Origin of the sequence: Clostridium sp. KLE 1755, assembly GCF_000466465.2 — a bacterium.
GTDB lineage: Bacteria > Bacillota > Clostridia > Lachnospirales > Lachnospiraceae > Eisenbergiella > Eisenbergiella porci.
This window is the reverse complement of sequence record NZ_KE992650.1, coordinates 34,710-60,979: the sequence shown is the minus strand read 5'-3', so window position 1 is coordinate 60,979 and position 26,270 is coordinate 34,710. Positions and strand designations below refer to the sequence as shown.

The 26,270-nt window shown below is 48.0% G+C and carries 26 protein-coding genes; 3 read left to right on the top strand and 23 right to left on the bottom strand.

Going from position 1 to position 26,270, the window contains the following annotated elements; translation table 11 throughout:
* Nucleotides 1-4: 4 nt before the first annotated feature.
* From HMPREF1548_RS01695 to HMPREF1548_RS01680, 4 genes are all read right to left on the bottom strand, one after another.
* Nucleotides 5-1,810 carry a beta-L-arabinofuranosidase domain-containing protein gene (locus HMPREF1548_RS01695; protein ID WP_021633932.1) on the bottom strand — a complete coding sequence of 602 codons (1,806 nt, stop codon included), beginning with the start codon at nt 1,808-1,810 and terminating at the stop codon, nt 5-7.
* A 51-nt stretch (nt 1,811-1,861) separates the two neighbouring features.
* Complete coding sequence (locus HMPREF1548_RS01690; RefSeq protein ID WP_021633931.1) at nt 1,862-2,779, bottom strand: carbohydrate ABC transporter permease; 918 nt, start codon at nt 2,777-2,779, stop codon at nt 1,862-1,864.
* Nucleotides 2,780-2,790: 11 nt separating this feature from the next.
* On the bottom strand, nt 2,791-3,741 hold the full coding sequence (locus HMPREF1548_RS01685) for an ABC transporter permease (protein WP_021633930.1): 951 nt from the start codon (nt 3,739-3,741) through the stop codon (nt 2,791-2,793).
* 87 nt (nt 3,742-3,828) lie between these two features.
* Nucleotides 3,829-5,526: a type 2 periplasmic-binding domain-containing protein gene (locus tag HMPREF1548_RS01680; RefSeq protein WP_025490057.1), complete on the bottom strand. Its 1,698-nt coding sequence runs from the start codon at nt 5,524-5,526 to the stop codon at nt 3,829-3,831.
* A 580-nt stretch (nt 5,527-6,106) separates the two neighbouring features.
* On the opposite strand from HMPREF1548_RS01680, the gene HMPREF1548_RS01675 reads away from it, so the two are divergent.
* On the top strand, nt 6,107-6,991 hold the full coding sequence (locus HMPREF1548_RS01675; RefSeq protein WP_021633927.1) for an AraC family transcriptional regulator: 885 nt from the start codon (nt 6,107-6,109) through the stop codon (nt 6,989-6,991).
* 48 nt (nt 6,992-7,039) lie between these two features.
* Here the strand turns inward: HMPREF1548_RS01675 and HMPREF1548_RS01670 are convergent, their stop codons facing one another.
* Together HMPREF1548_RS01670 and HMPREF1548_RS01665 are read right to left on the bottom strand one after the other, a co-directional pair.
* Complete coding sequence (locus tag HMPREF1548_RS01670; RefSeq protein ID WP_021633926.1) at nt 7,040-8,083, bottom strand: sensor histidine kinase; 1,044 nt, start codon at nt 8,081-8,083, stop codon at nt 7,040-7,042.
* Nucleotides 8,080-8,799: a response regulator transcription factor gene (locus HMPREF1548_RS01665; protein ID WP_051358289.1), complete on the bottom strand. Its 720-nt coding sequence runs from the start codon at nt 8,797-8,799 to the stop codon at nt 8,080-8,082. Before HMPREF1548_RS01665 ends, HMPREF1548_RS01670 begins: the two co-directional genes overlap by 4 nt.
* A 236-nt stretch (nt 8,800-9,035) precedes the next feature.
* Here HMPREF1548_RS01665 and HMPREF1548_RS01660 point away from each other — a divergent pair, with 236 nt between their 5' ends.
* Nucleotides 9,036-10,217, top strand: coding sequence for a VanW family protein (locus tag HMPREF1548_RS01660; RefSeq protein WP_021633924.1), 1,182 nt, complete (start codon nt 9,036-9,038; stop codon nt 10,215-10,217).
* Between the two features lie 124 nt (nt 10,218-10,341).
* Here the strand turns inward: HMPREF1548_RS01660 and HMPREF1548_RS01655 are convergent, their stop codons facing one another.
* From HMPREF1548_RS01655 to HMPREF1548_RS01620, 8 genes are all read right to left on the bottom strand, one after another.
* Nucleotides 10,342-11,760, bottom strand: coding sequence for an MATE family efflux transporter (locus HMPREF1548_RS01655; RefSeq protein ID WP_021633923.1), 1,419 nt, complete (start codon nt 11,758-11,760; stop codon nt 10,342-10,344).
* A 16-nt stretch (nt 11,761-11,776) separates the two neighbouring features.
* Entirely contained in the window at nt 11,777-12,142 is a 366-nt protein-coding gene (locus HMPREF1548_RS01650) for a YccF domain-containing protein (protein ID WP_021633922.1), read from the bottom strand.
* 211 nt (nt 12,143-12,353) lie between these two features.
* A complete protein-coding gene (locus HMPREF1548_RS01645) occupies nt 12,354-12,587 on the bottom strand; it encodes a hypothetical protein (RefSeq protein WP_021633921.1) in 234 nt (77 codons plus the stop codon).
* Nucleotides 12,588-12,680: 93 nt separating this feature from the next.
* Complete coding sequence (locus HMPREF1548_RS01640) at nt 12,681-13,682, bottom strand: asparaginase (RefSeq protein ID WP_025490063.1); 1,002 nt, start codon at nt 13,680-13,682, stop codon at nt 12,681-12,683.
* A 53-nt stretch (nt 13,683-13,735) separates the two neighbouring features.
* Nucleotides 13,736-14,053: a DUF3837 domain-containing protein gene (locus HMPREF1548_RS01635; protein ID WP_021633919.1), complete on the bottom strand. Its 318-nt coding sequence runs from the start codon at nt 14,051-14,053 to the stop codon at nt 13,736-13,738.
* A 268-nt stretch (nt 14,054-14,321) separates the two neighbouring features.
* Entirely contained in the window at nt 14,322-15,089 is a 768-nt protein-coding gene (locus tag HMPREF1548_RS01630) for an ABC transporter permease (RefSeq protein WP_021633918.1), read from the bottom strand.
* Between the two features lie 4 nt (nt 15,090-15,093).
* A complete protein-coding gene (locus HMPREF1548_RS01625; RefSeq protein WP_021633917.1) occupies nt 15,094-15,897 on the bottom strand; it encodes an ABC transporter permease in 804 nt (267 codons plus the stop codon).
* On the bottom strand, nt 15,881-16,804 hold the full coding sequence (locus tag HMPREF1548_RS01620) for an ABC transporter ATP-binding protein (protein WP_353612036.1): 924 nt from the start codon (nt 16,802-16,804) through the stop codon (nt 15,881-15,883). Before HMPREF1548_RS01620 ends, HMPREF1548_RS01625 begins: the two co-directional genes overlap by 17 nt.
* A gap of 281 nt (nt 16,805-17,085) precedes the next feature.
* On the opposite strand from HMPREF1548_RS01620, the gene HMPREF1548_RS01615 reads away from it, so the two are divergent.
* Nucleotides 17,086-18,027: a sensor histidine kinase gene (locus HMPREF1548_RS01615; protein WP_021633915.1), complete on the top strand. Its 942-nt coding sequence runs from the start codon at nt 17,086-17,088 to the stop codon at nt 18,025-18,027.
* An 8-nt stretch (nt 18,028-18,035) separates the two neighbouring features.
* Here HMPREF1548_RS01615 and HMPREF1548_RS01610 read toward each other — a convergent pair whose 3' ends face one another.
* The 9 genes from HMPREF1548_RS01610 to HMPREF1548_RS01570 all read right to left on the bottom strand — a co-directional run bounded on the left by HMPREF1548_RS01610 (nt 18,036) and on the right by HMPREF1548_RS01570 (nt 26,252).
* Nucleotides 18,036-18,737, bottom strand: coding sequence for a response regulator transcription factor (locus HMPREF1548_RS01610; protein ID WP_021633914.1), 702 nt, complete (start codon nt 18,735-18,737; stop codon nt 18,036-18,038).
* A 131-nt stretch (nt 18,738-18,868) separates the two neighbouring features.
* Entirely contained in the window at nt 18,869-19,510 is a 642-nt protein-coding gene (locus HMPREF1548_RS01605; RefSeq protein WP_021633912.1) for a cytidylate kinase-like family protein, read from the bottom strand.
* 180 nt (nt 19,511-19,690) lie between these two features.
* Entirely contained in the window at nt 19,691-21,379 is a 1,689-nt protein-coding gene (locus tag HMPREF1548_RS01600) for a carbon starvation CstA family protein (protein ID WP_021633911.1), read from the bottom strand.
* A 98-nt stretch (nt 21,380-21,477) separates the two neighbouring features.
* A complete protein-coding gene (locus HMPREF1548_RS01595) occupies nt 21,478-22,125 on the bottom strand; it encodes a DUF8052 family protein (protein ID WP_021633910.1) in 648 nt (215 codons plus the stop codon).
* A gap of 227 nt (nt 22,126-22,352) precedes the next feature.
* Nucleotides 22,353-23,270: an RluA family pseudouridine synthase gene (locus HMPREF1548_RS01590; protein WP_021633909.1), complete on the bottom strand. Its 918-nt coding sequence runs from the start codon at nt 23,268-23,270 to the stop codon at nt 22,353-22,355.
* A 14-nt stretch (nt 23,271-23,284) separates the two neighbouring features.
* Nucleotides 23,285-23,806, bottom strand: coding sequence for a signal peptidase II (lspA, locus tag HMPREF1548_RS01585; RefSeq protein WP_035320607.1), 522 nt, complete (start codon nt 23,804-23,806; stop codon nt 23,285-23,287).
* On the bottom strand, nt 23,799-24,911 hold the full coding sequence (gene aroB, locus HMPREF1548_RS01580) for a 3-dehydroquinate synthase (RefSeq protein WP_021633907.1): 1,113 nt from the start codon (nt 24,909-24,911) through the stop codon (nt 23,799-23,801). Before aroB ends, lspA begins: the two co-directional genes overlap by 8 nt.
* Nucleotides 24,912-25,011: 100 nt before the next feature.
* Nucleotides 25,012-25,518, bottom strand: a complete 507-nt coding sequence (locus HMPREF1548_RS01575) for a cell division protein SepF (RefSeq protein ID WP_021633906.1) — start codon at nt 25,516-25,518, stop codon at nt 25,012-25,014.
* Between the two features lie 35 nt (nt 25,519-25,553).
* The gene (locus tag HMPREF1548_RS01570) at nt 25,554-26,252 is read right to left on the bottom strand and encodes a YggS family pyridoxal phosphate-dependent enzyme (protein WP_021633905.1); all 699 of its coding nucleotides are present in this window, start codon (nt 26,250-26,252) and stop codon (nt 25,554-25,556) included.
* Nucleotides 26,253-26,270 lie beyond the last annotated feature (18 nt).

The window sequence follows — 26,270 nt, the reverse complement described above, 5'->3', positions numbered from 1 at the left end:
TTTCCTATCTCTGTTGAAATCTTACATACATAAAATACCATTCCATGACGGGGATTTTGTAATAGGGCCTGAAGGTCCTCACCGCCTGGGGATAGGGACATACGTGTCCGGGCGCAGTCCTAAACAGCATCTGTTTTTCATCAATGCATGTGATCCATTCCTCCGGGTGCTCCATGTCCCCGTCAAGCAGGGACATCTTATCCGCCGCCAGAACCACCGGCCCGAAGCACAGCGCCGCAATATCCGGGTTTTCTTCATCCACCGGTTTGAATTCCAGGGAAAAAGGAAGGCTTATCTCGATAACATCGTCCGCCTGCCACTCCCGTTCCAGCACGGCCCAGGTATCCGGCTGCGCCGAAAGGCCCATGTCCTCGCCGTTTACAAGGATGCGGTTTACGCCCTTTGCCCAGCGGGGAATCCGGAAACTGATCCGGCAGGAGGTTCCGCCTTCTGCCTGCACCCGGAATTTCCGGATGGGAGAAATATCACCCCCGGAACAGTTTTCCAGGGCAAACCGGCTGCCGCGAATGGAAAAAGAGGCTTTGGAAGGAAGGTATTGGGAAACATAAATCCCTTCCTCATCCGTATAATAAATCATGTTGGCATATTCCGCCACATCCTGGGGAAATGTCCCGGTGCAGCACTGCCATTCAAAATTGGCGCCGTTTGGCTGCAGCCTTCTGTCCTCCAGGCTCTTTACCGCGCCGTCCACAAAATAACCGGCATAGTACATCACGTGCCCCTCGGAATCAATGGGCGGCTGTCCAGCCACACCGTTGATCAGCATCTGCTCCGCCCAGTCACCGTATTTTGCTTTCCCGGTAATCCGGAGAAGATAATTGCAGATTTTAAAGACCGCCCAGGCGCAGCAGGATACCTCGCAGCTTCCCCAGTTATCGTTCCTGGGAACCATTCCGCCGCCGAAATTCCTGTAGACCGCCCCGTTTTTGGTGGGATCCCAGGAATCCTTCAGCATCTCGCCCAGAAACCCTTTTTCATCCGCAAACAGGCACTCCGCGGGGCCGTAGCCGCCTGTGGCATAGGTATGCTTTTCCGTCACAAGCGCATAGCCGTTTTCCGCTGCGTCCAGGTACTTCTTATCTCCCGTCGCCAGATAGGCCATTGCCGCGCTGGAAAAGCTGTTGACCTGGCTGTAGGCATGCCTTGGCCCAATGGCGGAATCGTGAGCGTTCAATTTATCCCACAGGTAGGTATAATCCCATTCCCTGGCAAAATCCAGATATTTCTTCTCCCCGGTCAGCAGATAAGCCCGGTACAGATTCTCAGGAAGCGTGTACCACTCAATCATGTCATTATCACAAAGCTCCGGCCCCTGAAGGCCGTCCCTTGGGATATCCCGCTTGAACCGCCGGGCGGCGCTGTCCGTCAACGCGGAAATATAGGCAAGCGCCGGCTCATAATGCAGAAACTCATACATGTCGAGAAAGCCGCCCAGCAGCTTTTCGTAGACGTAGGTGCCATTGCAGTCGATGGTTTTCGCGCTTGCCGCAGCGCATCTGCCCCATTCCTCCGCCAGGAATACGGCCTTCTCCTTCAGCCGGTAATCGCCCGTTACCGCATACAGCTTGGCGAAGGCGCCCAGCTTCTGGCCGAAAGTGGAAGCGCCGTTTCCATACCAGCCCATCAGGCTCTCCCCAGGAGCGTCCAGGCCGGCTGTTTTTCTGAAAATATGCAGCAGGGAATCATTGGGAATCGCCAGATAGGTTTCTATGGTTTCCCTTCTCTGACGCTCCCACAGACTGTTCTTTAATTCCACTCCCTGATATCTGAAATCCCTTAATTTTTCCATACCCTTTCCTTCCTGCCGCCCGGGCGGCAGTTTCCCTTCTTTTTATAAAAATCAGCCCTTTACCGCTCCGATCATCACGCCTTTTTCAAAATACTTCTGGATGAAGGGATACACACACAGGATGGGCAACGTTGATACGATGATTACCGCGTATTTCACCTGATCCGCAGCGCCCTGGGCATAGCCGTCCTGTACGCTTCCCACGCCGCTGGAGAACGCCTGGTTCAAAAGCAGGATTTCCCGCAGTATAATCTGCAGAGGCGCGTTTTTGGAATTGCTGTTAAACAGCAGCGCATTGAAGAAATCGTTCCAGTGGAATACGGCATAATACAGAATCAGCACGGAAATAACCGCTTTGGACAGCGGAAGCACCACCTTGACAAAATAGTTGAAATGGGAGCATCCGTCCAGCACGGCCGCCTCGTAGAGATCCTCCGGAATGGAGGTTTCTATGAAGGTTCTTGCAATGATAAGGTTATAGGTATTGACCGCCACGAAAATAATCAGAATCGTTTTTGTGGAAATCAGTCCCAGCGAGCTTACCGTCATGTAAAGGGGCACCAGCCCGCCGCTGAAGAACATGGTGAACACAAAATAGAACATCACCTTGTTCCTTGCCTTGAAATCCCTTCTGGAAAGCGCATAGGCCGCCGGCATGGTGACCGCCATATTCAGGATGGTTCCCGCCACCACATAGAGTATGGTATTGGCATAACCAGTCCAGATACGCGCATCCTCCGCAATCTGCTGATAGCCGTAAAAAAGGATGTCCTTCGGCCATATGGTCACCTTCCCCAGATTGACCAGATTGGAATTGCTGATGGAGGCGATGATAATAAACCACAGCGGATAGGCTATGACGACAAAAACGAATATGCTGAGGATGATAACAACTGCGCCGAACAGCCTGTCCTGCCAGCTGGAATCCCTTTTCACTTTTTTTGCAGGTCTTATTTTTTTATCTGCCATTTTTACTCCTCCTACATCAGACCGGTGCCGGTGGACCGTTTGGAAACATAGTTGGTTACCAGCAGGAATACAAAGTTGATTACCGTGTTAAACAGGCCGACAGCCGCGCCGAAGCTGAACTGTGAGGACTTGATGCCCACCGTATATACATAGGTGGAAATAACCTGGGAAGCTCCCAGATTCAGGCTGTTCTGCATCAGGAAAACCTTGTCGAAGCCTACGTTGAGAATATTTCCCATGTTCATAATCAACAGGATCATGATAGTGGGCAGAATCGCCGGAAAATCAATATGTATCATCGTCTGCCACCGGTTCGCCCCGTCAATTTTACAGGCGTCATACAGCTGGGTATCCACTGAAGACAGGGCGGCGATGAAGATGATGCTGTTCCAGCCCATGGTCTGCCAGACGCCGGACAGTACATACAGGGGAACAAAGCAGGATTCCTTTCCCAGAATATTGGTGTTCCGGGATACGATATGAAGGCTTTTCAAAAAGTTGGCGATTACGCCGCTGTCGTTTGCAAACATGATATTCAGCATGGAAACAAGGACGACCACTGAAATGAAGTACGGGATATATACGGTAGTCTGCACCGTCTTTTTCCATTTGGGGCTGCGGATCTGATTGATGATCATAGCCAGGATAATCGGCGCGGGAAAGCCCACAAGAATACTGGTGGCGGAAATAACAAAGGTATTTTTCAGCGTGGTAAAAAACATGGGGCTCTCAAAATACTGCTTAAAATATTTCAGTCCCACAAATTTTCCGCCCGTGATGCCCGCGGTAAAGCTGTATTCCCGGAACGCCAGCTGGATCCCGTACATGGGGACATAACAGAAAATCAGGATATACAGCATGGCGGGGAACAGCATGACCCACAGCTGCCAGTTATGCTGTATATATTTTCCAAAACCCCGGCCCTGGCCGGTTACAGCATTCTTTTTTTGTTTAGCACTCATACGATCTCCCTTCCTTTAGACAGAACGTGGGATGCGGAAATTCCACATCCCACTGCCCTGTTTAGCTCTGCTTTTTGGTATGAAGCATTATTTTCCCAGATATGCGTCGAAAGCCTTCTGACGGATTTCAAGTATCTGAGGCAGTCCTGCATCATTGACACTCTTAACGTAGGAATCCCAGTCAGCGTCGATATCGGATTCGCCAGTCATCCAAAGAGACCAGTAATTATCAATGATATTGTTGATATTGGCCTGGGTGAGCGCCATGGTATTCTGATCTTCTTCTGAATATTTCATGAACATCTGAGGATAGGTATCGGATTCGCTTGCCTTGGCAATCACATCATCGTATACTTTTCTTTCCTCCAGGGCAAAAGTCATATCCTGTGCCATTTCGATTTCCGTGCTTCTTCTGATATACATGGGCGCATTATCCGCCATGGTGCTTGTCCATTTCCAGGTACCGGGATCCGTGTCGGGATCGAGCGGGTCAAGAACCTTGAAGCTGTTGTCGCCGGTCTGCTCCACACAGCCGTCGGAAATACCGCCGAACAGGCCCTGAACGGAAACGGCCGGATCATAGAAGCAGTCGAGGAATCTTACGGCAGCTTCCATATTCTCACATTTGGCGCTGACACATACTCTGTTGCCGGACATATTAAGTCCTGTGTAGTCATCCCTCCAGCGGGTATCATAGGTGCCGGGTTCACAGTCGATATCATAATCAAGCGCGGGAACCGGTACATACTGGCTGTAAAGGTTGGGGCCGAATTTGTCTGTTTCTTCCCATCCGAATACGCAGCCTACCAGGGCGTCCCCATTTTCATTGCCGCGGGAAAGGGACTGGAATGCGGAATAGTCGTTGGAAATGGCATTGGTATTGATCAGGCCGTTGGCATAAAGATCAGTTACGTACTTCATGAACAGCTTATAACGGTCGTCAACTGCATAGCATTTAATCTGTCCGTCTTCCGCAAAGTAAGCGTCTGTTCCCCAGTTGGTCAGCTGGATTCCAAGAGAGCCTACCAGGTTTGTCATGGAATAAGCGCTGTTGAACCAGCCGTTGTTTGCGCCCGCGTTGAAGTCCATGGGGATTTCATCGTCAGGGTCGCCGTTGCCGTTGGCATCCTGCTCTTTAAAGGCCATCAGGACATCCTTCAGCTCCGTGAAGGTGGTGGGAACCTCTTTGCCTACCGCTTCCAGCCAGTTTTTGTTGATGAACATAACGGTATTGGTGGAAGGCCATTTGCCCTGGAATTTGGGAAGTCCGAAAATTTTTCCTTCCATTGTGGTAGCCAGTGTTTTGGTATCCGGCTCTTCTTCAAACATTTCCATGATATTGGGGGTGGTTTCCTTGCTGAGATAAGGCGTCAGGTCCGCAAACAGCCCGGCATATTTGGTATAATCGGAATCGGATGTGGCGCTGAAGAGCAGATCCGGAATGTCCCCGGCTGCGAAACGGGTGGATTTCACCGTATCCCAGTCAGCTCTGATCTGTTCCCATTCGATTTCCACTCCTGCTTTCTCTTCAATTTCGGATACCCACTTCATTTCCGTGATATCCTTGGTAAGCGGATGGGAAATGATGACAGCGGTCAGCTTTACCGTCTCTCCTGTGGAAGCGCCTGCGTCCGCAGATGCGTTTTCTTCCGTTTTTGCCGCTCCTGTGTCGGCGGCCCCTGCATTTGCATCGGTACTGCCTGTGGTGCTTGTACTTCCGCAGCCTGCCAGCATTCCTGCCGTCATTGCCGCTGAAAGCATCAGCGCAATTAATTTCTTTTTCATTCTGTTTCCTCCAATCTTTATTTGAAATTTCACGGTAACCGTGTTATTTCCCTTTGATTTCCGGGCCTGCACACACTCCCGGTTCAAAATACTGACAGATGTCCGAAAGTCATCCATCTTAAAATGCTGTAGCTTTTGCTGCTATTTGCATAGTGTATCGGATAATGCTTAGTGAATATTTATATTTTTTATTTTCTTCAGCGGAAATTTATGGGTATATCTTACAATTTGATACCGGTTTCGTAAATGTCATAAGGATACATTAAGTGTAAAAAGGTTGTGGCTTACTGCTTTGCCTTTTAAACTCACAACCTTTTTACACTTAACCTAACCTTTATACACCTTGTACAAATTAAAGCCTTTAATTATACTTATTTTATGCATAATTGACTAATTTCCATATTTTACCATTAGTATAAAACCCGATTTTTCCCGGAATTTTACAGAGAGTGTTTTGTTGGCCGACAGGTTTTTCACTTTAATAAACTGATCCGGATTTTTTCCCCTGAAATGCGGGGCCAAAAGATACACCTCTGGTGTCAAAATTCAGAATGAAAACGGAGGGGAGGTACGCTATTGATTGAAGGCTTATGAATTTACGATTGACAACCCGCTGGAATACGTACTCACCGGGAAGTTTGAGGCACTGTCTCCTAACTGGATGCATGAAACGATGGAGCTGATTGATTACGAACTTTTTGTCATTTCCAAGGGGCCTTTATACCTGTCCTATCAAAATCAGGATTTTACCGTAAATACGGGTGAAACGCTGCTTCTTCCGCCGGGGCAGCCTCCCGCCAACCTCCGGCGGGGCTTCAGGCCCTCGGACTGCAGCTTTTACTGGATGCATTTTACATCTTCCCATCCGGTGACGCCCGTAATTACTGAGGATGGCGTTACCGACACCCTTTCGTATCTGACAGAAAATAATATCCGGCTTCTGATCCCGCAGTACTGCAGGACGCTGAATACGGAAAAAATAATTGTGCTGATGAAACAGCTGCAGGACGCTGTCCGTTCCCAGTACGACAGGCTGACCATCAATTACATGACCACCCTGATTCTGTGCGAAATCCACAACCAGCACATTCGGCAGCTGAATGTGAGCATACCTGCCAAAAACCAGAGGCAGATGTTCCAGGACATCCTTGATTATATCAAACGGCACATTCAGGAAAATATCAGAGTAGCAGATATTGCCGGTCATTTCGGTTACAATGACAAATATCTGTCGCATATGTTCAGTTCCATTGCGGGGATGTCTTTAAAAAGATATATTATGAAGGCAAAGATTGACGAGGCCAATTTCATGCTGACGGATACCAACATGACCATACTGGAAATCAGTGTCGCGCTGGGCTTTGCCGACAGCCACAATTTTATGAAATTTTATAAGAAGATGACCGGGCTGACGCCCAGTGAATACAGAAATGCTTTTTCCAAAAGAATGCTTTACCATAAATAAAACAGGTCCAAATCGGAAGACGCCTCCCTTTGAACCTGTTTATTGCTGTTATTCAATATCAAATCTGTTCCTGGAAATGCCCAGAAGAACACGGGTGCCCTTTCCTTCCTCCGATTCTATGGCAATCGTCTGGCCAAGCATATCCATGGTCCTGCGGCAGAGAAAGAGGCCGATTCCCGTGGAACGCTTTTCCCTTCTGCCGTTGTAGCCCGTATAGCCCCATTCAAATACTCTGGGAATATCCTCCGGGCGGATACCGATGCCATTATCCTCCACAACCAGGAACGCTCCTCCCCCACTCTCCTTTGTGTAAATCCGGATGCTGCCGCTGCCGTCCTTTGCCGTATATTTCACCGCATTTCCAAGCAGCTGCTCCAGAACGAATAGGAACCATTTTTCATCTGTGAGCACAGCAGCTGCCATATCCTCCAGATGGATAGCTGTTTTGTTATAAATGAGTACGGACGCCATATTTTTTACAGCCTTTTTTACCAGGGATGAAAGCGGGTATTCCTTTAAGACCAGATCCCTTCCGTCCTTATCCAGGCGCTGGTACTGGAGGGCCATATCCACGTACTGCTCCGCCTTCCACAGCTCCTGCTCCATGGAACGCCGATCCAGCTCCTCCTCCTGTAAAAGCAGATGCATGGCGGCCACCGGGGTTTTTATCTGATGGGACCAGAGCGTATAGTATTTGCTGCTTCTCTCCCTTTCCTCCCGGCCGTTTTCCTTTTCCTGTTCATATTTTTGCTGCCAGCCCCTGGCCAGCTGCGCCCACGCCCCTTCCAGGCCGCGGCTTTCCTCTTCCGGGGAAAAAATTCCCGCCTCTGCCTGTGAAGCATATAGTTCCAGCAGCCTGCGTTTTTTTACGTATTTGCTATAATCGGAGAAAATCAGGACAGAGGACAGCACGGCGAGGACCAGAAGCAGATAGACCGCCGGCTGCCAGGGCAGATCACAGAGCCACCATATAAAAAGAAGGCAGACCGTGGGAAGAAGATATAGCATAAAGCTGACCCGCTCCCTGATATAGTCGGAAAAACAGCCGCGGGAAAATTCCCCGGATACAGTCTTGTTTACTTCCCTCTTCATGTTTTTTTCCCTTTCGCCGATCCGCCGTCTTCAGGCCGGTAGTTCTCCGGGATCAGGTAGCCCATGCCCTTCCTGGTTTCAATAAAGCCCTTCAGTCCTGTTTCTTCCAGCTTTCTGCGAAGCCGTGTCATATTCACGGTCAGGGTGTTATCATCTATAAAGGCTTCATTTTCCCAGAGTGCACATATGATTTCATCCCGGGATACGGCGCAGCCTTTCTTTTCCATTAGCAGGCTGAGAATGCGGAACTCATTCTTGGTAAGCTCCAGCTTCTGTCCATTATAAGCAAGCGTGGCGTCGCTTAAGGAAAGTGTGGCTTCCCCGGCATGGATTACGTCCTTTCGCGTGCCAAAGGTATACGCCCTGCGCAGAAGCGCCTGGATTTTGGCCAGAACGACTTCCAGACGGAAGGGCTTTGCCAGGAAATCATCCGCTCCCATATTGACGGCCATCACCAGATTCATATCGTCCGCCGCAGATGAAATAAATATAATAGGAACCTGGCTTGTCTTTCTGATTTCCTGGCACCAGTAATAGCCGTCGAAAAAGGGCAGGGATATATCCAAAAGCACCAGGTCGGGGGAAAACTGTGCAAACTGCTCCCCAACACGGCCAAAATCAACAACAGCCTGTACCTCATAATTCCATTTTAACAGGGTTCTGGTCAGCACGGCGGTTATCGTGTCATCATCCTCCACAATCAAAATCTTATACATAAATCCTCCTGTTCTGCGTCCCATCACACAGTTGACGGGGAATAACGCAGCTGTGTATCTTTTTTTATCATAACCCGTCGGCGGCTGTTTTTCCACTTTTTTATAAATTCTTTGCAAATGGTTGGAAATCAGCGGAAGATATGATATCCTAGTACTTAACTGATTCCGGGGAAACGCATGTTTTTTGCCTGCTTCCGAACCGGAACCGGCAGATTGTGAAAGGATGGTATACAGCTATGAAAAAACATCAAAGAATATCCATACTGCTGACATGTCTGCTTCTTGCCCTGCCGCTGCAGACAGCGGTCACAGAACCGCTTCAGATAAATGCCGCCGAGGCCCTGCCCGCAGGAGGCATAACCACCACGGTTTCCGACAGCCGTTTTATTGATGCCGGATGGATGAACCAGAATATCATACTTACCCTGGACGGACAGGTCTGGGCAATGGGAATTAATATGATGAAGGATTATCCCGTATTTCTGTCCAACGACCTTGGCGTCCCTCAGTGTATCCTGGGGGATACGGCGGTTCTCGACGTTTTCCTGAATGCTATTAATGAGCAGCTCAAAGCCCAGGTTTTCCAGAGCGACAGTCCCATTTTTGACACAGGCACAGGAAGCTATATCTACAATTCCGGGCAGACCTATTACCAGCTCAACGCCAATGTGAAGAACTGGCTGATAACCACACTGCAGCAGCAGTTTATCGCAGGAACGCCGCAGCCCATTACCCTGGATCTTACCTCCGGCTACCTTACAAGCATTGTCAATGAAGGCGTGCTCACCTACAGCCCTGATTTCGTGCTGGCCGGCAGCTGCACCACCAGTTTTTCAACCAGCTCCTCCAACCGGATCAACAATATCAAGGTTGCCGCGGGACATCTGAATAACATGATTATAATGCCCGGCCAGGAGGTTTCCGTCAGTACGGCAATTCTTCCCAGGACTTCCGCCAACGGCTACCGGGAAGCCGGCGCATATCTGAACGGAGAAACGGTAATGGCTATTGGAGGCGGCATCTGCCAGGTATCCTCCACCGTTTACAATGCAGTTAAGAATGCAGGCCTTGTCGTGCTGGAACGCCATCCTCACAGCATGCCTGTGCACTATCTTCCTCTCGGGCTGGATGCGGCGATTTCTTCCGGTTCCAAGGATCTTCGTTTCCGCAATAACTACTCCGCTCCCGTTATCCTCCAGGCATATACGGAAGGGAAGAAGCTGACGATCAATGTGCTGGTATGGAACCATGATTTGAACGGCCGCACCTTCAAGCTCTGGGCGAAAAACACAGGAAGCCTTTCTGCAAAAACCTATTTTACCACGTATCAGGACGGCCAGGAGGTCAGCACGGAATATGTGGGCAATTCCTCTTATATGGCTCCCAAGCCGAAGAAAACCGAAGCCGAGGACGAATAGCGGCACACAGGAAAGGTTTTTTAAGATTTAATAAACAGCTGATAAGTAATAAAAGGCAGGCCGGAAATCCCAGCAATGAATTTCCGGCCTGCCTTTTTCTTCATCCGTCTTCCACGAAAGATAACTAATTCTCCAAAGCTCTCTTCTTCCAGGCGCCCTTTTTATAGAAGATTAAAGTGATGAGCGCACCCAGAACCCAGGAACACAGCAGGGAAATGAATACACATTCATTCCGCCCGTTGGGAAGCTCAGGTGTTCTTGTCATCCAGGCAATGCCATAAGCAAGAGGCACACGGATAGCAACGGTTGTAATCAGGGAAATCCACATGGGCGTCATGGTATCTCCCGCTCCTCTCATGACGCCGGACAGACACTGCGTCACAGCCATGGCGATATAGCCTACTGCAAGGATACGCATCAAATGCATGCTCAGCTTCACCAGCTCGCCTGTTTCCGTAAAGATTCCCATCAGGTATTTTCCGAAGATAAGTATGAGACCCGTAATGACGGCGGAAACTGCGGCTGCAATAACAGTTCCTTCCTTCGCCCCTTTTTCCACCCTGTCATATTTTCTCGCGCCTACATTCTGGCCGGCATAGGTGGTCATGGCTGTGCCGAAGGAGAAGTTCGGCATCATGGCAAAGCCGTCCACACGCATAATAATTACGTTGGCTGCGATAAACATTTCACCGAAGCTGTTCGTCAGCGACTGAACGACGATCATGGCCATGGAAAAAATCGCCTGCGTAAAACCGGAGGGCAGGCCCAGCCGGATCATATCCGTTGTATGCTTTTTCCCGGGCTTCAGATAATGAAGCTTCAGATCAAAAATTTCCTTCATGTTGGCCAGTTTGAACATACACATAATTGCCGAAACCGCCTGAGCGATTGCAGTTGCAAGGGCCACGCCGGCAACACCCATGCGGAAGCTTGCAACGAAAAGGATGTCAAGCACGATATTCAGTACCGTGGCCACCAGCAGATACACCAGCGCGGAAACGGAATCCCCAAGCCCGCGCAGGATACCGCTTAAAATATTGTAATAAGCCATGCCGGCAATGCCTACGAACAGAATAATCAGGTAAGAAGCGCACCAGTCCATAATGCTGTCCGGCGTATTCAGCAGCCGCAGCAGAGGCCTCACCACAAAGGGCGCCACCACCATAATAATGACCGAGGATATGGCTGTCAGCGTGATACTGCAGCCGATGGAGCCGGACAGCTCCTCTCTCTGTTTCGCCCCGAAATACTGGGAAACCATAATGCTTGCACCCACGGAAATTCCTACGAACAGGACCAGCAGAAGGTTCAGGATAGGGCTGGCGCTGCCTACGGCCGCCAGCGCATTGTCGCCCACATACCGGCCAACGACAATGCTGTCCACCGTATTATAAAGCTGCTGTGCAATATTTCCAATCAGCATAGGTATGGCAAAGGCTACGATTCTTTTCCCCGGTGATCCCTCTGTCATATCAGTCGGCGCAAACAGCGCCGCCAGATTAAATTTCTTTTTTGTCTTTGTTTCACTCTTTTGTTGTTCCATCAGTTCCCCCTGTATATTATGTATAAATTATCTGCGCGCCAAAGGGCATCAAAGCCAGTTTGGCCATTTTGAAATGCTGCAGGCCGAAAGGTATCCCGATAATGGTAATACAAAGCAGCGCGCCCAGTATTACCGACTCAAGAGCCATGGGAATGCCTGTAATAATCATCCAGATGATATTCAGAATCAGCGAGCCTGCGCCGCCTCCGTAAACTATCTCCTTGCCGAAGGGCCATGCCGCCAGGGCCGCAAATTTGAAGCACTGCTTTCCGACCGGAAGCCCGATGATGGTAATACTCCAGAGAATTCCGGCCAGAAACCAGCCCAGTGCACTGAAAAAACCACCGCAGAAAAACCATAAAAGATTTCCTAATACACTCATTTCCGTCCTCCTTTCTTAGTGCGCTAATTTCTATTATATGATGGATATTCATTTGATGCAATTCTTTCTTGCCCCTAATTTTTAAATCCTTTATTAAATTTTCATAAAATCTCTGAAAGAATTTAATTCTTTTAAACAAAAAAAGAACAGAGGCTCTGCTTTTTGGCAAAACACTCTGCTCTCCTTTTCGGATAAGCTGCTGTCCGAAGCTTCAGGCGATGTTTTCCTGGACATCTGTTTTCAGCTGCGCCAGCACTTCATCAACGGAAACACCAGCTTCTTCCAGGGCATCCGATAGTTTTTCAAGCTCTTCATTCTTTTTCTGTCGCAGAAGCTCTTCCAGTTCTTCGTAAAGCTCCTGGGTCCTTACTTCCAGATTGTAAATACTCTGCTGCGTGTCCTGGATTCTTTCATCCAGAGATTTGTTTTTTCTTCCTCTCGGCATGGTTGTCCTCCTGTTATGTTTTGTTCTTACTAAGAAGTATATGAAGGAGGAATGGAAAATATTCACAGAGCTGTATATTTTTTCTGAAAAATATTAACGGTAAATATCGTAGTTTACAGTTTTGTAGAAAAGCTCCCTGACAGCTTCAAAGCTGCCGGGTCTCTGCCCCAGTATCCACATGAGCTTTGTGAGGACCGCTTCCAGGTTCATATCGTAGGCTTCCAGCAGCGGAAACTGCTCCTGTACCCTTTTGCCCACCTCATAAACGCCAATATTGCTTCCCTCATAGGTGACCTGCGTGGTCATGACCACAGCCTTGCTGGAGCCGTACTCTTCCATCAGCCTGACAAATTCATGAAGCAGGCTGTCCGGGATACCTCCCACACCAAAGCTTTCCACAATGATTCCGTCATACTGGCTGAAAATATCTTTCAGGATGACCGGGGACATGCCCGGCGTCAGCTTCAGCAGAAATACCCGGGGATTAAGCTCATGGCAGAAGGAAACCGGTTCTGTAAACGGCTTCGGTTCAATGTAGCGGACCAGATGTTCATCCCGCATCACGGCAAGCTCCGGATAATTGATGCTGGCAAATGCGTTATAGCTCATGGTTTTCACTTTTTTTGCACGGGTGCCGGCAATGATTTTCCCGCCGAACACAAGGCTCACCCCGCTGGACGCATCATCAAGAGCATAAGCGATACTGTCCCGCAGGTTCATTCTAGCATCGGAAATCTCCATTTCCAGAGGCCTTTGGGAACCCGTGAGCACAATGGGCTTCGCGGAGTTCTGTATCATATAGGAAAGCGCCGCCGCCGTATAGGCCATGGTATCTGTGCCGTGGCAGACTACGAAGCCGTCAAAGGCTTCATAATTTTCCTCTATGGCATGTGCGATCTGCATCCAGTGCCCACAGGTCATATTGGTGCTGTCTATGCCAAACAGGTTCTGCGCCTCCAGGCTGCACACATTATCCATAAAAGGCAGAAATTCCAGAATTTCCTCCGCGGTCAGCGCCGGCGCCAGCCCATGCTCTGTTTTGTGGGAGGCAATGGTGCCTCCGGTGGTAAGCAGCAATATTTTTTTCTTTGTCATTTGCATTCTCCTCCGCCCGGCGGGGCGGATACTGCCCTGCAGAACGTTTTGTCTTATCTTTGCCAGGGCCTGTTTTCTTCCAGTCCCATCGAAAACAGTTCCTTTACCTGGTCGTCCATGTTATCATCTGGTTTATAATACTTCAGCATCCGGATGACGTTCTTTTCCCGCTCATCCGCGGCGTTGTAGCCTTCCAGGGCCGCCATCATCTTCTCCTGCAGCTTAAGCGGCGTTTCCAGGGGAGGCGGCGTAATGCCCGCCAGCCGGCACAACAGGCCGCAGACGTAACCCATTTCATAGTTCCCCGTCATCACGGAGGTTTCATGCTGTGCTTTAATGACCACTGACATTCTGGCCAGAACCGGTACCATAAATATCCCTCTTTTCCGTCTGTATAAAAGCGTGCGCTCCCATTTTCGTCCATGGGTGATTATAACATGCCGGAATCCGCGTTACAAGTCACAGGACTTTATCTTGGCACAGTCTTTTATCCTGGCATGTTCCTTCATCCTGGCATGTTCCTTTATCCTGGCATGTTCCTTTATCCTGGCACGTTCTTTCATCCTGGCACGTTCCTTTCAGCCGGGCCGCTGCGCTTTTCCTCTGCCGCAGCAGCCCCGGAAACCCCGGACAGCGCCCCTACCATCCTCTTTTTCTGCTCACCTTCGATGCCCTGTTTTTCCTTTCAGCCGGCTTCATCCTTTTTATCAGAACAAATGACGCCAGGAACACCGCAGCAATGACCGCAGCCGCAATTGGCCTGGAATAATGCAGCCAGTCATATTTATCCCCATATTCCGGCCTTAGCAGAATCATAACCGCCTTAACAGGATAATAATTCATCGGCTTCCAATCAATGGAGGCCAGGAACCCGTAAACGAAGGCAGCCGCGGTCCCGGCCAGCATAGCGCCCTCCTTGCAGGCAGCCAAAACCGTTATGGGAAGGACTGCCGCAAAAATCAGAATATTTGCGCATATAATCCGTACAGACCACATCAGGACACTCCCGGCGCCAATTCCAGGTAATTTCAGCGCCGCTCCCAAAAGACTCCCCAAAAAGCTGCTGCCCACTCCAAAAAAGCTGACCACAACCAATAATACCATCAGCTTCCCCAGTAAAATCCTTTGAAAGGAGACGGGGATCGTGAGCATGTTTTTCAACGTATCATCCGTGGTTTCCCTCTCCATCATGTAGCTGCCCAATAAAACAGTCAGCACCGGGGAAAAATAGATACAATTGTTTTCAAGTATATTTCCCATCAGCAATGCAAAATTTTTAACCGTACTGTCTCTGGCAAAAACCGGTATGACGGAAAGCACGCAGGATAACGCCACAATAATTGCACCCGCCTTCAGCATCGACGCACGTTTGATTTTTAATAATTCCGTATATATAATTACCCCCATATTGTCACCTCGACCATTTTTTATAAAAACGCAGAATCAATGTAACCGATAAAGTAAAAATAATCACCAGGCTGACAAACACCCGCAGATGATCACTCATATGCACAGGACTTACATAGTCTCCGAAAAGGGCCTTCTTTCTATAGTCTAAAATAAAGGATACCCAGAATAATCCTGTGATAAGGGGCAGAAACTTTACTATCATTTCATGGCCTGCAAATAAAATAAGGAAAAACCAGTTCAAAATGGAATAGGAAAAAGCTAGCAGAATGGACAGCACATAGTTCTGGTTAAAATAAATAACCACAACCACCGCAGGAAGCGAAAAGCTCACAATCATGATGCCCGCCAGTATACTGACCATCAGCTTAAAAGGAAAATCATATACCGCCCTGTAATTTACCGTCGCGCAGAAAACAGTGACGGAAACTGTGGTTAACATCGCATAAAATACAGCCCACAAATACAGCACGGCCAGCTTTACAAGAACTAATTGTCCGCAGGTAATGGGTATCGAACGGATATTTTTAAAGGTGTCATTGTCACGCTCCGCAAAAAACAATACGGCGCCCACGCTCCCAATCAGGCAGGGCAGAAACAGCATAAAGCTATATACAATATTACTGCCGAAAACATAATCATAATAATTGTAAAGAGCGCGGCAGTCCTGCGCTCCATCAATCCTTGAGCGTGTCATAATTACCAGGGCCAGAGGAAACAGTACGGCCAGCATTGTCAGCAGGGGGATCACCTTGTTTCTTTTATATTTCCATAATTCGCACCGGACAAGCTTAAGCAATTCCTTCACCCCCTGTCACCCGCGTAAAATATGCTTCCAGAGTATCTTCATGTAAATATAACTCGCACACATCAATTCCATTTTCAATCAGGGAACGGTTAAGCCTCTCTAACGGGACGGAAATATCAAATATCCAGATATTTTTCTCATCCAGGATTTCAAAATCAGTGAGGTGAAACTGCGTCTCCAAAAGCCTGGCCGCAGCAGCCGTATCCGTCACCGATAATTGAATATGGCGGTTATTTTTTCTTTCCAGTTCTTCCATCGATTCTTCTTCCAGAAGGACTCCATGATCAATAATCCCAATATCATCGGCTAACAGGGCTATCTCCGACAGGATATGGCTTGAAATCAGTATTGTTTTGCCGCCGGAATGACATAAATCGTGTAAAAAGTCGCGTATCTCCACAATCCCGATAGGATCCAGCCCATTGATTGGCTCATCCAGGATTAAAAGCTCCGGTTCATGCATAACGGCCAGCGAAATTGCAAGACGCTGTTTCATGCCCACAGAATATTGTGAAAAAAGCTTTTTATCATTATAGGGCAGTCCAACCAAATCCAGCGCTTCCCGAACCGCATTATATTTGGTAACTCCCCGGAGCTTTGCAAAAATACGTAAATTTTCGCTTCCAGTCAGATTGGGATAAAACCCGGGTGCTTCAATAAGGCTTCCGATGCGCGGCAGCAGGCTTTTTTCTTCCTCCCTCATCTTTTTCCCAAACACATAAACATCCCCTGACGTGGGACTTGTAAGATTAAGCAGCATCTTCATGGTCGTCGTTTTCCCCGCTCCATTGCGACCCAGCAAACCGTAGATACTCTTATATCTGACATGCATATTGAGATCCGAAACAATTTTCTGCTCACCATAAATCTTTGTTAAATGCTTCGTTTCGATAATATAATCCTTCAAATTACTCATCTCCTCGTCTTTTTTTATTCCCTGCTCAGCTTCTCATCCGATCTGCTGCTTATAATTTACCATATATCAACCGCAGGTATCTTACAGCATCCTTAAATTTCACCCATTTCATCAGCAGCTTAACTTAACCAGTCTTGAAATTGTAATCCCGAAAAATTTATGTTATAATTTTCCCATCAGCACGTGAAAATTTTCACTGTTTTTTATCAACGGCTATCCGCTAAACACTATTTAATCTAATTTAACTGAATTCACAATTATACAGGAGCAATATGCAAAAATACATTTTAATCACCATCACAACAGCGCTTATCCTCTCTCTTATCCTATGCCTTGTACTGTTTGTGTATATCAGGCGGCAGAACAGGGAGCTGCGTTATATCAATGGAATTCTAAAAGAAATTAACGCAGGCAACAGGAACCGGAAGATACTCCTGGATACTGATTCCATCCTTGCCGACATCGGCTTTGGAATCAATCTTCTGCTGCAGGATTCGCAGGATACAATAATAGCGCTGCAGAAAGCTGAAGAGGCGGAGAAGGCTCTGATGACCAGCCTTTCCCATGACATCCGGACCCCTCTCACAACACTGATCGGATACCTGGATGCGGTTCATACAGGGATAACAGATGCAGAAACCCGGGAAAGCTATGTGGAGACAGCCCGTCAGAAGGCGTATGCCCTGAAAAATTATGTGGATACGCTGTTTGACTGGTTCAAATTAAGCTCAGGCGAAGAGATTTTAGAGCCGCTTCCCTGCGATATGGCAGAGCTGACCCGTAATATTCTGGAGGATTGGATTGTTATTTTTGAGGAAAAGCATATTTCCTATGAAATTGATATTCCGGAAAGCTTAATAGAATTAACGATTGACAGAAAAGCATATGCACGGATTCTAAACAATCTGATTCAAAATTCCCTGACGTACAGTCAGGCATCAAAGATCGGAATTTCATTAAAAAAAGAAAAGGATGTGACGGAGATTTCCGTAAGTGATAATGGCGTCGGCATTTCCCCTTCTGATATAAAACATATCTTTGAACGGCTTTATAAATGTGACAAAAGCCGAACTGACAGAGGCAGCGGGATTGGACTGAATATCGTACAGCAGCTCGTTATAAAATCTGGCGGCAATATCACCGTAAAAAGCGAACCTTTTGTCCGGACCACCTTCCTTATTACGTTCGGTCCTGATCACACTTTAAAGCCCTGACCGCCGCTTTAACCGGAATCAGACGGCGCATTAAAACGGTATCCCATGCCTTTAATCGTCTGAATATATTCGTCAGGGGCAGAAAGACCGTCTATTTTTTTACGCAGCCTGCTCATCGTCGCCATTATGGTATTATCATCATACATATACTCCTGCTTCCATACGGCTTCAAAAATCCTTTTTTTAGAGAGAATTTTTTTCGGGTTTTGAGCGCAATATACCAGCAGTTCAAATTCTTTATTCGGCAAAGCCACCTCTGAACCGTTTACGACCACCCGTTTTTCCGAAAGATTAATTAACAGGCCCTTGTATTCAATGACGGTCCTATTTTCCGGATCGTTCAGATAAAGGTATCTTCTGATTAAAGACTGTACTCTGGCATTGAATTCCTCTAAATTAAAGGGCTTTGTCAGATAATCATCCGCTCCCATCTGCAGTCCCTTCACCTTAGAGGCATTGTCGTCCTTCGCCGTCAGCATGAGCACCGGAACATTTCCCAGGAGGCGTATCTTCTCAAGCGTTTCAAAGCCATCCATCCCCGGCATAAAAATATCAAGCACCACAAGATGGTATTCCCTTTTCTGCATGAATGAGATTCCTACATTTCCGCTGTAGCAGACATCGGCCTCAGCATCCATCTGGCGGAGGCTTTCCTGAAGCAGCCTGCACAAATCTTTATCATCATCAATAATAAGAATCCTGTTCGGCATATTCCCTGTTTCCCCTTTTCAGGCAAAAAGGAAAGCATCCTTCCCGGGAATTCTGCTTTCCTCCTGTTAATCTTTCATTAATTATAGCTTTTAATCCTGCATACATTAAGCCGGTCTGCCGCTGCATCCCGTCAGGCTTTGGCGCCCGGATTATTCTGATTCTCAAAGTCTTCAATAATCTGGATGATCAGCTTCACAGTCCCCTCCACACCCAGCACTGAGCTGTTCAGGCAGAAATCATAGCTGTCGGCACGGCCCCATTTCTTGGAAGAATAGTAATTATAATAGCTCTGACGTTGTTTATCCTTCTTAACTATCATGTCTTTTGCTTTGTCTTCGGTCAGGCTGTACTTGCTCATAATACGCTTAACCTTGGTCTCCTCATCGCCATAGATGAAAAGATTGATGCAGTTCTTGAAGTCATGCAGCGCATAATCGGCACAGCGTCCTACAATAACGCAGGGTCCCTCTTCCGCCGCTTTCTTAATGGTATCAAACTGGGCAAGAAATACCTTATGGCTGATGGGCATATCCATAAAGGATGACGCATTATAACCGAAGGAATAAGTATCCATTACCAGGTTATAGAGGAAGGAGTTGGTAGGTCTCTCATCGTGGCTCTTAATCATCTCCTCACAAAAGCCGCTTTCCTTGGCTGCCCTTGTCAGAAGCTCCTTATCTAAGCATTTGATGCCAAAATATTCTGCTACCTTCTCGCCGATTTCACGTCCGCCTGAGCCAAACTGACGGCCTATTGTTATGATTGTATTCATACAACTACCTCCTTGTTCAAGGTAAGCAAGCTACCTTTTATAAATACTATTATAAAGAAAAACTGATAAAAATTCAATGATAAAAAGCAAAAACTCCCCGGTCTGTCACAACCGCGGAGTTTCCGCCATTTCAACACATATTATTCTGCTGTTTTTCCTGATTCCAATCGTGCCGTTTCTTTAATGTTTTTTCTTTTTTTCATAATCGATAAGCACCTTGCCGCCTTCTACAACAAGAATAACAGCAAGAATAACGATAGGTATGATAACTACGCACTGAAGGCCTTCCTTGATAACAGTGCCTGTGCCGCCCATCAGCTTCACAACATTGTTCTTAAAGGAAAGGATCAGGGAAGAAATACACGCAACGAGCATGAATACCATAGGGAAATACAGCATCCGGTTAGGCTTGTTGGTCTTAGCCAGATATACCGCAATGGCAAGGAATGCAGGTACGGCAACCAGCTGGTTGCAGGCGCCGAACAGCGGCCATACATTCTGATAGCCTGCCAGGCACAGTACGAAGCCGAAGAAAGCGGTAATAATGGTAGCCACATACATATTGCTGAGCACGTTCTTCTTTTCCCCGTTTCCGGCGAACAGCTCCTGGAACATGAAACGTCCCAGTCTCGTACCGGTATCCAGTGAAGTCAGGGCAAATGCGGACACCGCCAGGGCGATGATGGTATAAGTTGCCTGAGCCGCAGTGGCATTGAAGCCCATTTTTACGAAAAAGCCCTTGATGGCGGATGCAAATACTACAGTAGGTGATGCCATATCCGCAGGGATGGAACCGTCTGCAGAAAGCGTACCGATAGCGATCAGGGAAATAACTGCCAGGACGCATTCGATTAACATGGAACCATATCCGATTGCCAGCGCGTCCTGTTCATGATCCAGCTGCTTTGAGGTCGTACCGGAACCAATCAGGGAATGGAAGCCGGATACGGCGCCGCAGGCCACGGTGATGAACAGTACGGGGAACAGATAGCTGCTTCCTACCTTGAAGCCCACATAAGCGGGAGTTACAATTGTAGGATGCGCTCCGATAATTCCCACAATTGCCGCGACCATCATGAAATACAGCAGGAAGCTGTTCAGATAATCTCTCGGCTGGAGCAGAATCCATACAGGCGTAACGGACGCAATACAGATGTAAATAAATACAAAACCAATCCAGAAGCTCTTGGGAAGGTTAATCGGGCATACAAGGCCGATTCCGATGCAGATAGCAAGCAGAACCACGCCTACAATGGTGGAAACAATCAGCGGCGCATTCTTTCTGTAAACCAGGACGCCGAAAATAATTGCCAGCGGAATGAAAAGGATGGATGCCATGGCTACGGAACCATTGGCAGTACCCTCAACCGCACCGGGGAATATCCCGGTTACACCTTCGCCGCAGGTAAAACTGGCGGCTACGATATCCGCAAATGCAGCGATAACCAGCAGCAGTACGAGCCATGCAAAAACGGTGAAAAGCACCTTGCAGCGATGGCCGATGTTCTCCTCAATAACCTCTCCCAGGGATTTTCCCTGATGACGGATGGATACGAAGATGGAGCCGAAGTCCTGAACAGCCCCGAAGAAAATACCGCCGATAACAATCCATAAAAATACCGGAACCCAGCCGAACAGAGCCGCCTGGATAGGTCCGTTGATAGGACCGGCGCCGGCGATGGATGAAAAATGGTGGCCCAGCAGAATCGGTGTCTTCGCCGGAACATAGTCCACACCGTCTTCCATGGTATGGGCCGGTGTTTCATTCTGGGAGCTTAAGCCCCACGCCTTTGCCAGATATTTGCCGTATGTATTGTATGCTACGACAAAAATGACAATAGCAAGTAAAATAAGAACAATTGCACTCACACTAAATCCCTCCTGTTTGTTAAAAAATTTTGGCTTGTGTGACGTTATAAAAAACAGAACCGTGGCCCGGAAAACTCCGGAACCTGCCGGCGTCTGTCCTATAACCCTTGTTTTTCCCCGTCCTCCGGCTCCCGTTCTCCGTCGCCGGTACGGCCTTTCTGTGAAAAGGGCTTCACATCCTTCTTTTCACAAAGCTCGTCAAAGCCGGGCTTTCCTGCGTCAACCTCCTCAAATATCTCCTTCAGCAGCTTTACCTTCTTCGCTGCTGCACGGTTGCATGTGATCTTGCGATCCTCCATGCTGACCAATGCCATATGCCCCGTACTGAAGCCTCTGAGGTTGAACCTGTATCCCTTATCAAAGGAATATCTCTTTACGCTTTTCAGCGTATTCCTGTCGGGCGGGTACTGGCTGAGCAGAATCACCGTCAGGAAGCTGTACATATGATCCTTCTCCGGCACCCTGGCGCCCTTTCTCACCAGCTTCGGCTCCATATAGTTCTGAATCACATCCTGTGCTTCCTTCACATGCTCTTCCGTAATTTTATCCGCTGTGATGAACAGAATGTGCTCATAACTGTCCGAAGCCCATAAATTGGCTTCCCGTACCAGTACATACTTCTCCAGATGTGAAAAAAAGTACCCGTAAGCCGGGTACTCCTTGCCATCTATGAAGTATGGTTTATATATATCAAACGTGCCCGAATACCTGAGCAGTAAACGGTCAAGATATTGTGCCATCTCCATGTTGATACCCCTTATATCGTGGTTATATGATTGTGCCTTCTTCCGCTGTACCGCTATGATGCGGTAAAGGGCTGACGGACTATTTATAATTTAGCACAATTTATTCCATAATTCAACACTTTGAAGCACAAAATTTTAACAAAGTCTTTACTTATTTTATAAAAAATTTAGTTTTCAGCACGATGCACGCTAAAAAAGAGGCTTATTTCCCGCTTCTCCCAAAAAATTTATTTTGGGAGAGTGTCAAGCAGATGCTGAAAATATCCGGGCAAGGGCGCTGTGGTTTCCACATATTCTCCGGTCACCGGATGGATAAAGCCCAGGGTCATGGCATGCAGGGTCTGCCCCTGAAGCTGAAAAGGGCACTTCCTGTTCCCATAAACCGGATCTCCCAGAATAGGGTGCCCGATGGAATCCATATGCACTCTGATTTGGTGCGTCCGTCCGGTTTCCAGCCTGCATTCGATATAGGTATAGCTGCGGAAACGCTCCAGAACCCGATAATGCGTGACAGCCTCTTTCCCATTCCGGACTCCTGCCGCCATTTTTTTCCTATCAGAAGGATGCCTTCCTATCGGCACATCCACGCAGCCTTCCTCTTCCTTTATTACGCCCCACACAATTGCCCTGTAGCGCCGTACAATGGAATGCTCCTTCAGCTGCTCGGCTATGGAGGCATGGGCAATGTCATTTTTGCAGACAATCAGGCTGCCTGTGGTATCCATATCAATCCGGTGCACAATTCCCGGGCGCAGACAGCCGTTAATTCCCGAAAGGCTGCCCTTACAATGATACATCAGCGCATTAACCAGCGTACCGCTGTAATGGCCTGCCGCCGGATGGACGACCATTCCCTTCGGCTTGTTCACCACCAGCACGTCAGCATCCTCATAAAGAATGTCCAGCGGTATATTTTCCGGCTCAATATCCGGTTCTACCGCTTCCGGAAGCTCAAAGCAGATTTCATCCTCCGTTTTCAGCCGGTAATTGGCCTTCACCGGCTTTCCATTCACCAGCACCTTCTCTTCCTTCATCATTTTCTGAATAAAGGAACGCGACAAAGAATCGATAAGTATGGACATATACTTATCGATTCTTTCCTCTTCATACTCTTCTGTTACCTGAAACCGAAACAGATCCGGCATTCCACTTCCCCCGTCTATTCTTTATCCTTCTTCTTCCATGACAGGAAGCTGAAATCATCGTCCTTATATTTATTGCTGAACAAAATCAGGACTGCGCCCACCACACAGGCAATGGATACAAACATATCAGCCACATTAAAGATCGGGAAATCTATCAGGCTGATATAGATGAAATCCACCACGTAGTCCAGCCTGATACGGTCTATCATGTTGCCCACGGCGCCAACAGCCACACAGGCAAGCAGGATATGCAGTATCCGGTATTTGCCGACAGACGGCATTTTATACATCGCATAAACCACCAGCGCCAGAATAATCGGCGTGATGATCAGGAAAAATATTTTTCCTCCCTGCATCATGCCAAAGGCTGCGCCGCGGTTTTCCAGATATCTCAGTTCCAATACGCCGGGAATCAGGGAAACAGCTTCCTGCCCCTTCAAATATATGACCGCCAGATACTTGGTAAACTGATCCAGCAGAATGCCCGCCAGGACAATCAGGAGATCCGGCAGCCAGAATTTTTTCATCTTATTCATTTGCATCCTCTTCCGTAAAATTAATTTCGTCTATCGCCGCCAGGATTTCCTCCTCGGTTACAGTGGTATCCAGCACGGCTTTTCCGATTTTCTGAAGGAGGACAAATTTAATGTGTCCCGCTTCCATTTTCTTATCCGACTTCGTAAGCTCCAAAATCTCCTCACGGTCCAAATCATCAGCAGAAATGGGCAGGTTAAAGGGCACGAACATATCCCTGATTTCATAATATTCCTCCATGGGAAGCATCTCCTTCTTCCAGGAAATGAACGCGGCGGCCACACAGCCCAGCGCTACGCATTCCCCATGGGTCAATGTAAAGTTTTTGGCCTTTTCCACCGCATGGCCGATAGTATGTCCCAGATTCAGGAGCGCACGCTCTCCCTTTTCCGTGGGATCATTCTCTACAATTTTACGCTTGATGTCGCAGCTGCGGCGAACCATCTCCTCCACCGTATCAGGATCTCTGTCACAGATTTCATACATGTTGGAAACCAGCCATTCATAATATCTGGCATCCCTGATGAGGCCGGACTTCATGGCCTCTGCAAAACCGCTGTAATACTGACGCGGCTCCAGCGTCGCCAATGTTGCAAGATTCATATATACCAGCCTGGGCATATGGAACGCGCCCACCATATTCTTATACTGTTCAAAATCAACGCCTGTTTTTCCGCCGATGCTGCTGTCCACCTGGGAAAGCAGTGTGGTCGGGATCTGGATAAAATCAATGCCGCGCAGATAGGTAGCTGCCGCAAAGCCCGTTAAGTCCCCGGTCACCCCTCCTCCCAGCGCAACAAGCCAGTCCTTTCTTGAATAATGCCTCTCTATCAGGAAGGAATACAGAAGCTTTACCGTATCCAGGTTCTTATTTTCCTCCCCTGCTGGAAATGTAAAAATATCAACTCCGGCACATACAGGGGCAACTGCCTCACGCACCGCATCCGCATACAGCGGCCCTACATTGGAGTCCGTTACAATGCAAAGCTTTCTGTCTTCGCACTGCAGCTCCTGCAGCTGCGCTGCAAGCCCTTCAAAGCTCCTCTCAAACACAATATCGTAGCAGGGCTTCTTCTGATAAGAAACCGTCATTTTTTCTGCCATCATGCCACCTCGCCTTTATCTTTATTATCTCTGAAAATACGTCTCTATGCCCTCAAAAAAGCGCCGCCTCGCGACGACGCTGACAAACTGAACTTACGCTGGCTTAACTGGAAAATCCGGGTACATCCACCGAACCGCTGAAAATCTCCTGGAAGTCCCCGGAAATGTCCACGCTGGCCGGCGTGATTATAAATATGTAATGTGAAATCTTCTGAAGATTGCCGCTGATTGCAAAGCAGGAACCCGATGTAAAATCAATGATCCGCTGGGCAATGTCCACATCCAGCCCTTCCAGATTCAATACTACGGTACGGTTTGCAAGGAGTGTTTCTGTAATTTCTCTGGCGTCTTCTATGGTTGTGGGCTTAATCACACATACTTCCATCCCGTTGCCTGCGGTTTTGTGGGGCTGCCGCATGGGTGTTACCTTGGGTGATACCTTCCGGATCTTCTCCTCATCCTGAACAGGCTCCGATTTCGTCTTAGGTGTCAGTTTCGAGATTTTCTCTACAGGTTCGTCGTAATCATCATAATCATCTTCGTCGTAATCATCATAATCATCTTCACCATTCAGTCTCATATAGCTCAAGAACTTGTCCATTACACCCATCGTGCTCAATCTCCTTTATGATTACTGCCGGACAGCTATTCCGTTATCCGGTAGGATCTTTCACCAAATATTCCCGTACCCACGCGTACAAAGGTGGCACCCTCTTCTACTGCCACCTCATAATCCCCAGTCATCCCCATTGAAAGAAAATCCATATGTACATTATCAATGTTTTTTCTACTTATGTCAACATATAACTTTAGTAATGCATTGAAAATTATCCTGTTATCTTCAGCTTTTTCGACAAAAGGCGCTATCGTCATAAGCCCGCGCACCTGTATTGCAGGCAACCTGGAAATCTCCTCAATAAGTCCGGGCGTATCCTCCGGCGAAACGCCAAACTTGCTTTCCTCGCCTGCCACATTCACCTCGATCAATATGTTCGCCGTAACGCCGTGCTTTACCGCTTCCTTGCTGATTTCCTCCGCCAGACGCAGAGAATCAACACTGTGAATCAGGTATACCTTGTCAATTATATACTTTACCTTATTCCTTTGCAGATGGCCAATCATATGCCAGCGGATATCCTCCGGCAGCTGCCCTGCCTTGTCTACCAGCTCCTGTACCTTGTTTTCCCCGAAATCCCGGACACCCAGCGCATAGGCCTCCTCCAGCATGGAAACCGGCTTGGTTTTGCTGACCGCAATCAGGGTGACCTCATCTTCCTTCCGTCCCGCCCTGGCACAGGCATTCCTGATGTTCTCCTGTACTCTGTTCAGATTCTCCTTAATCATATGCCTCTCCTTTCAGCT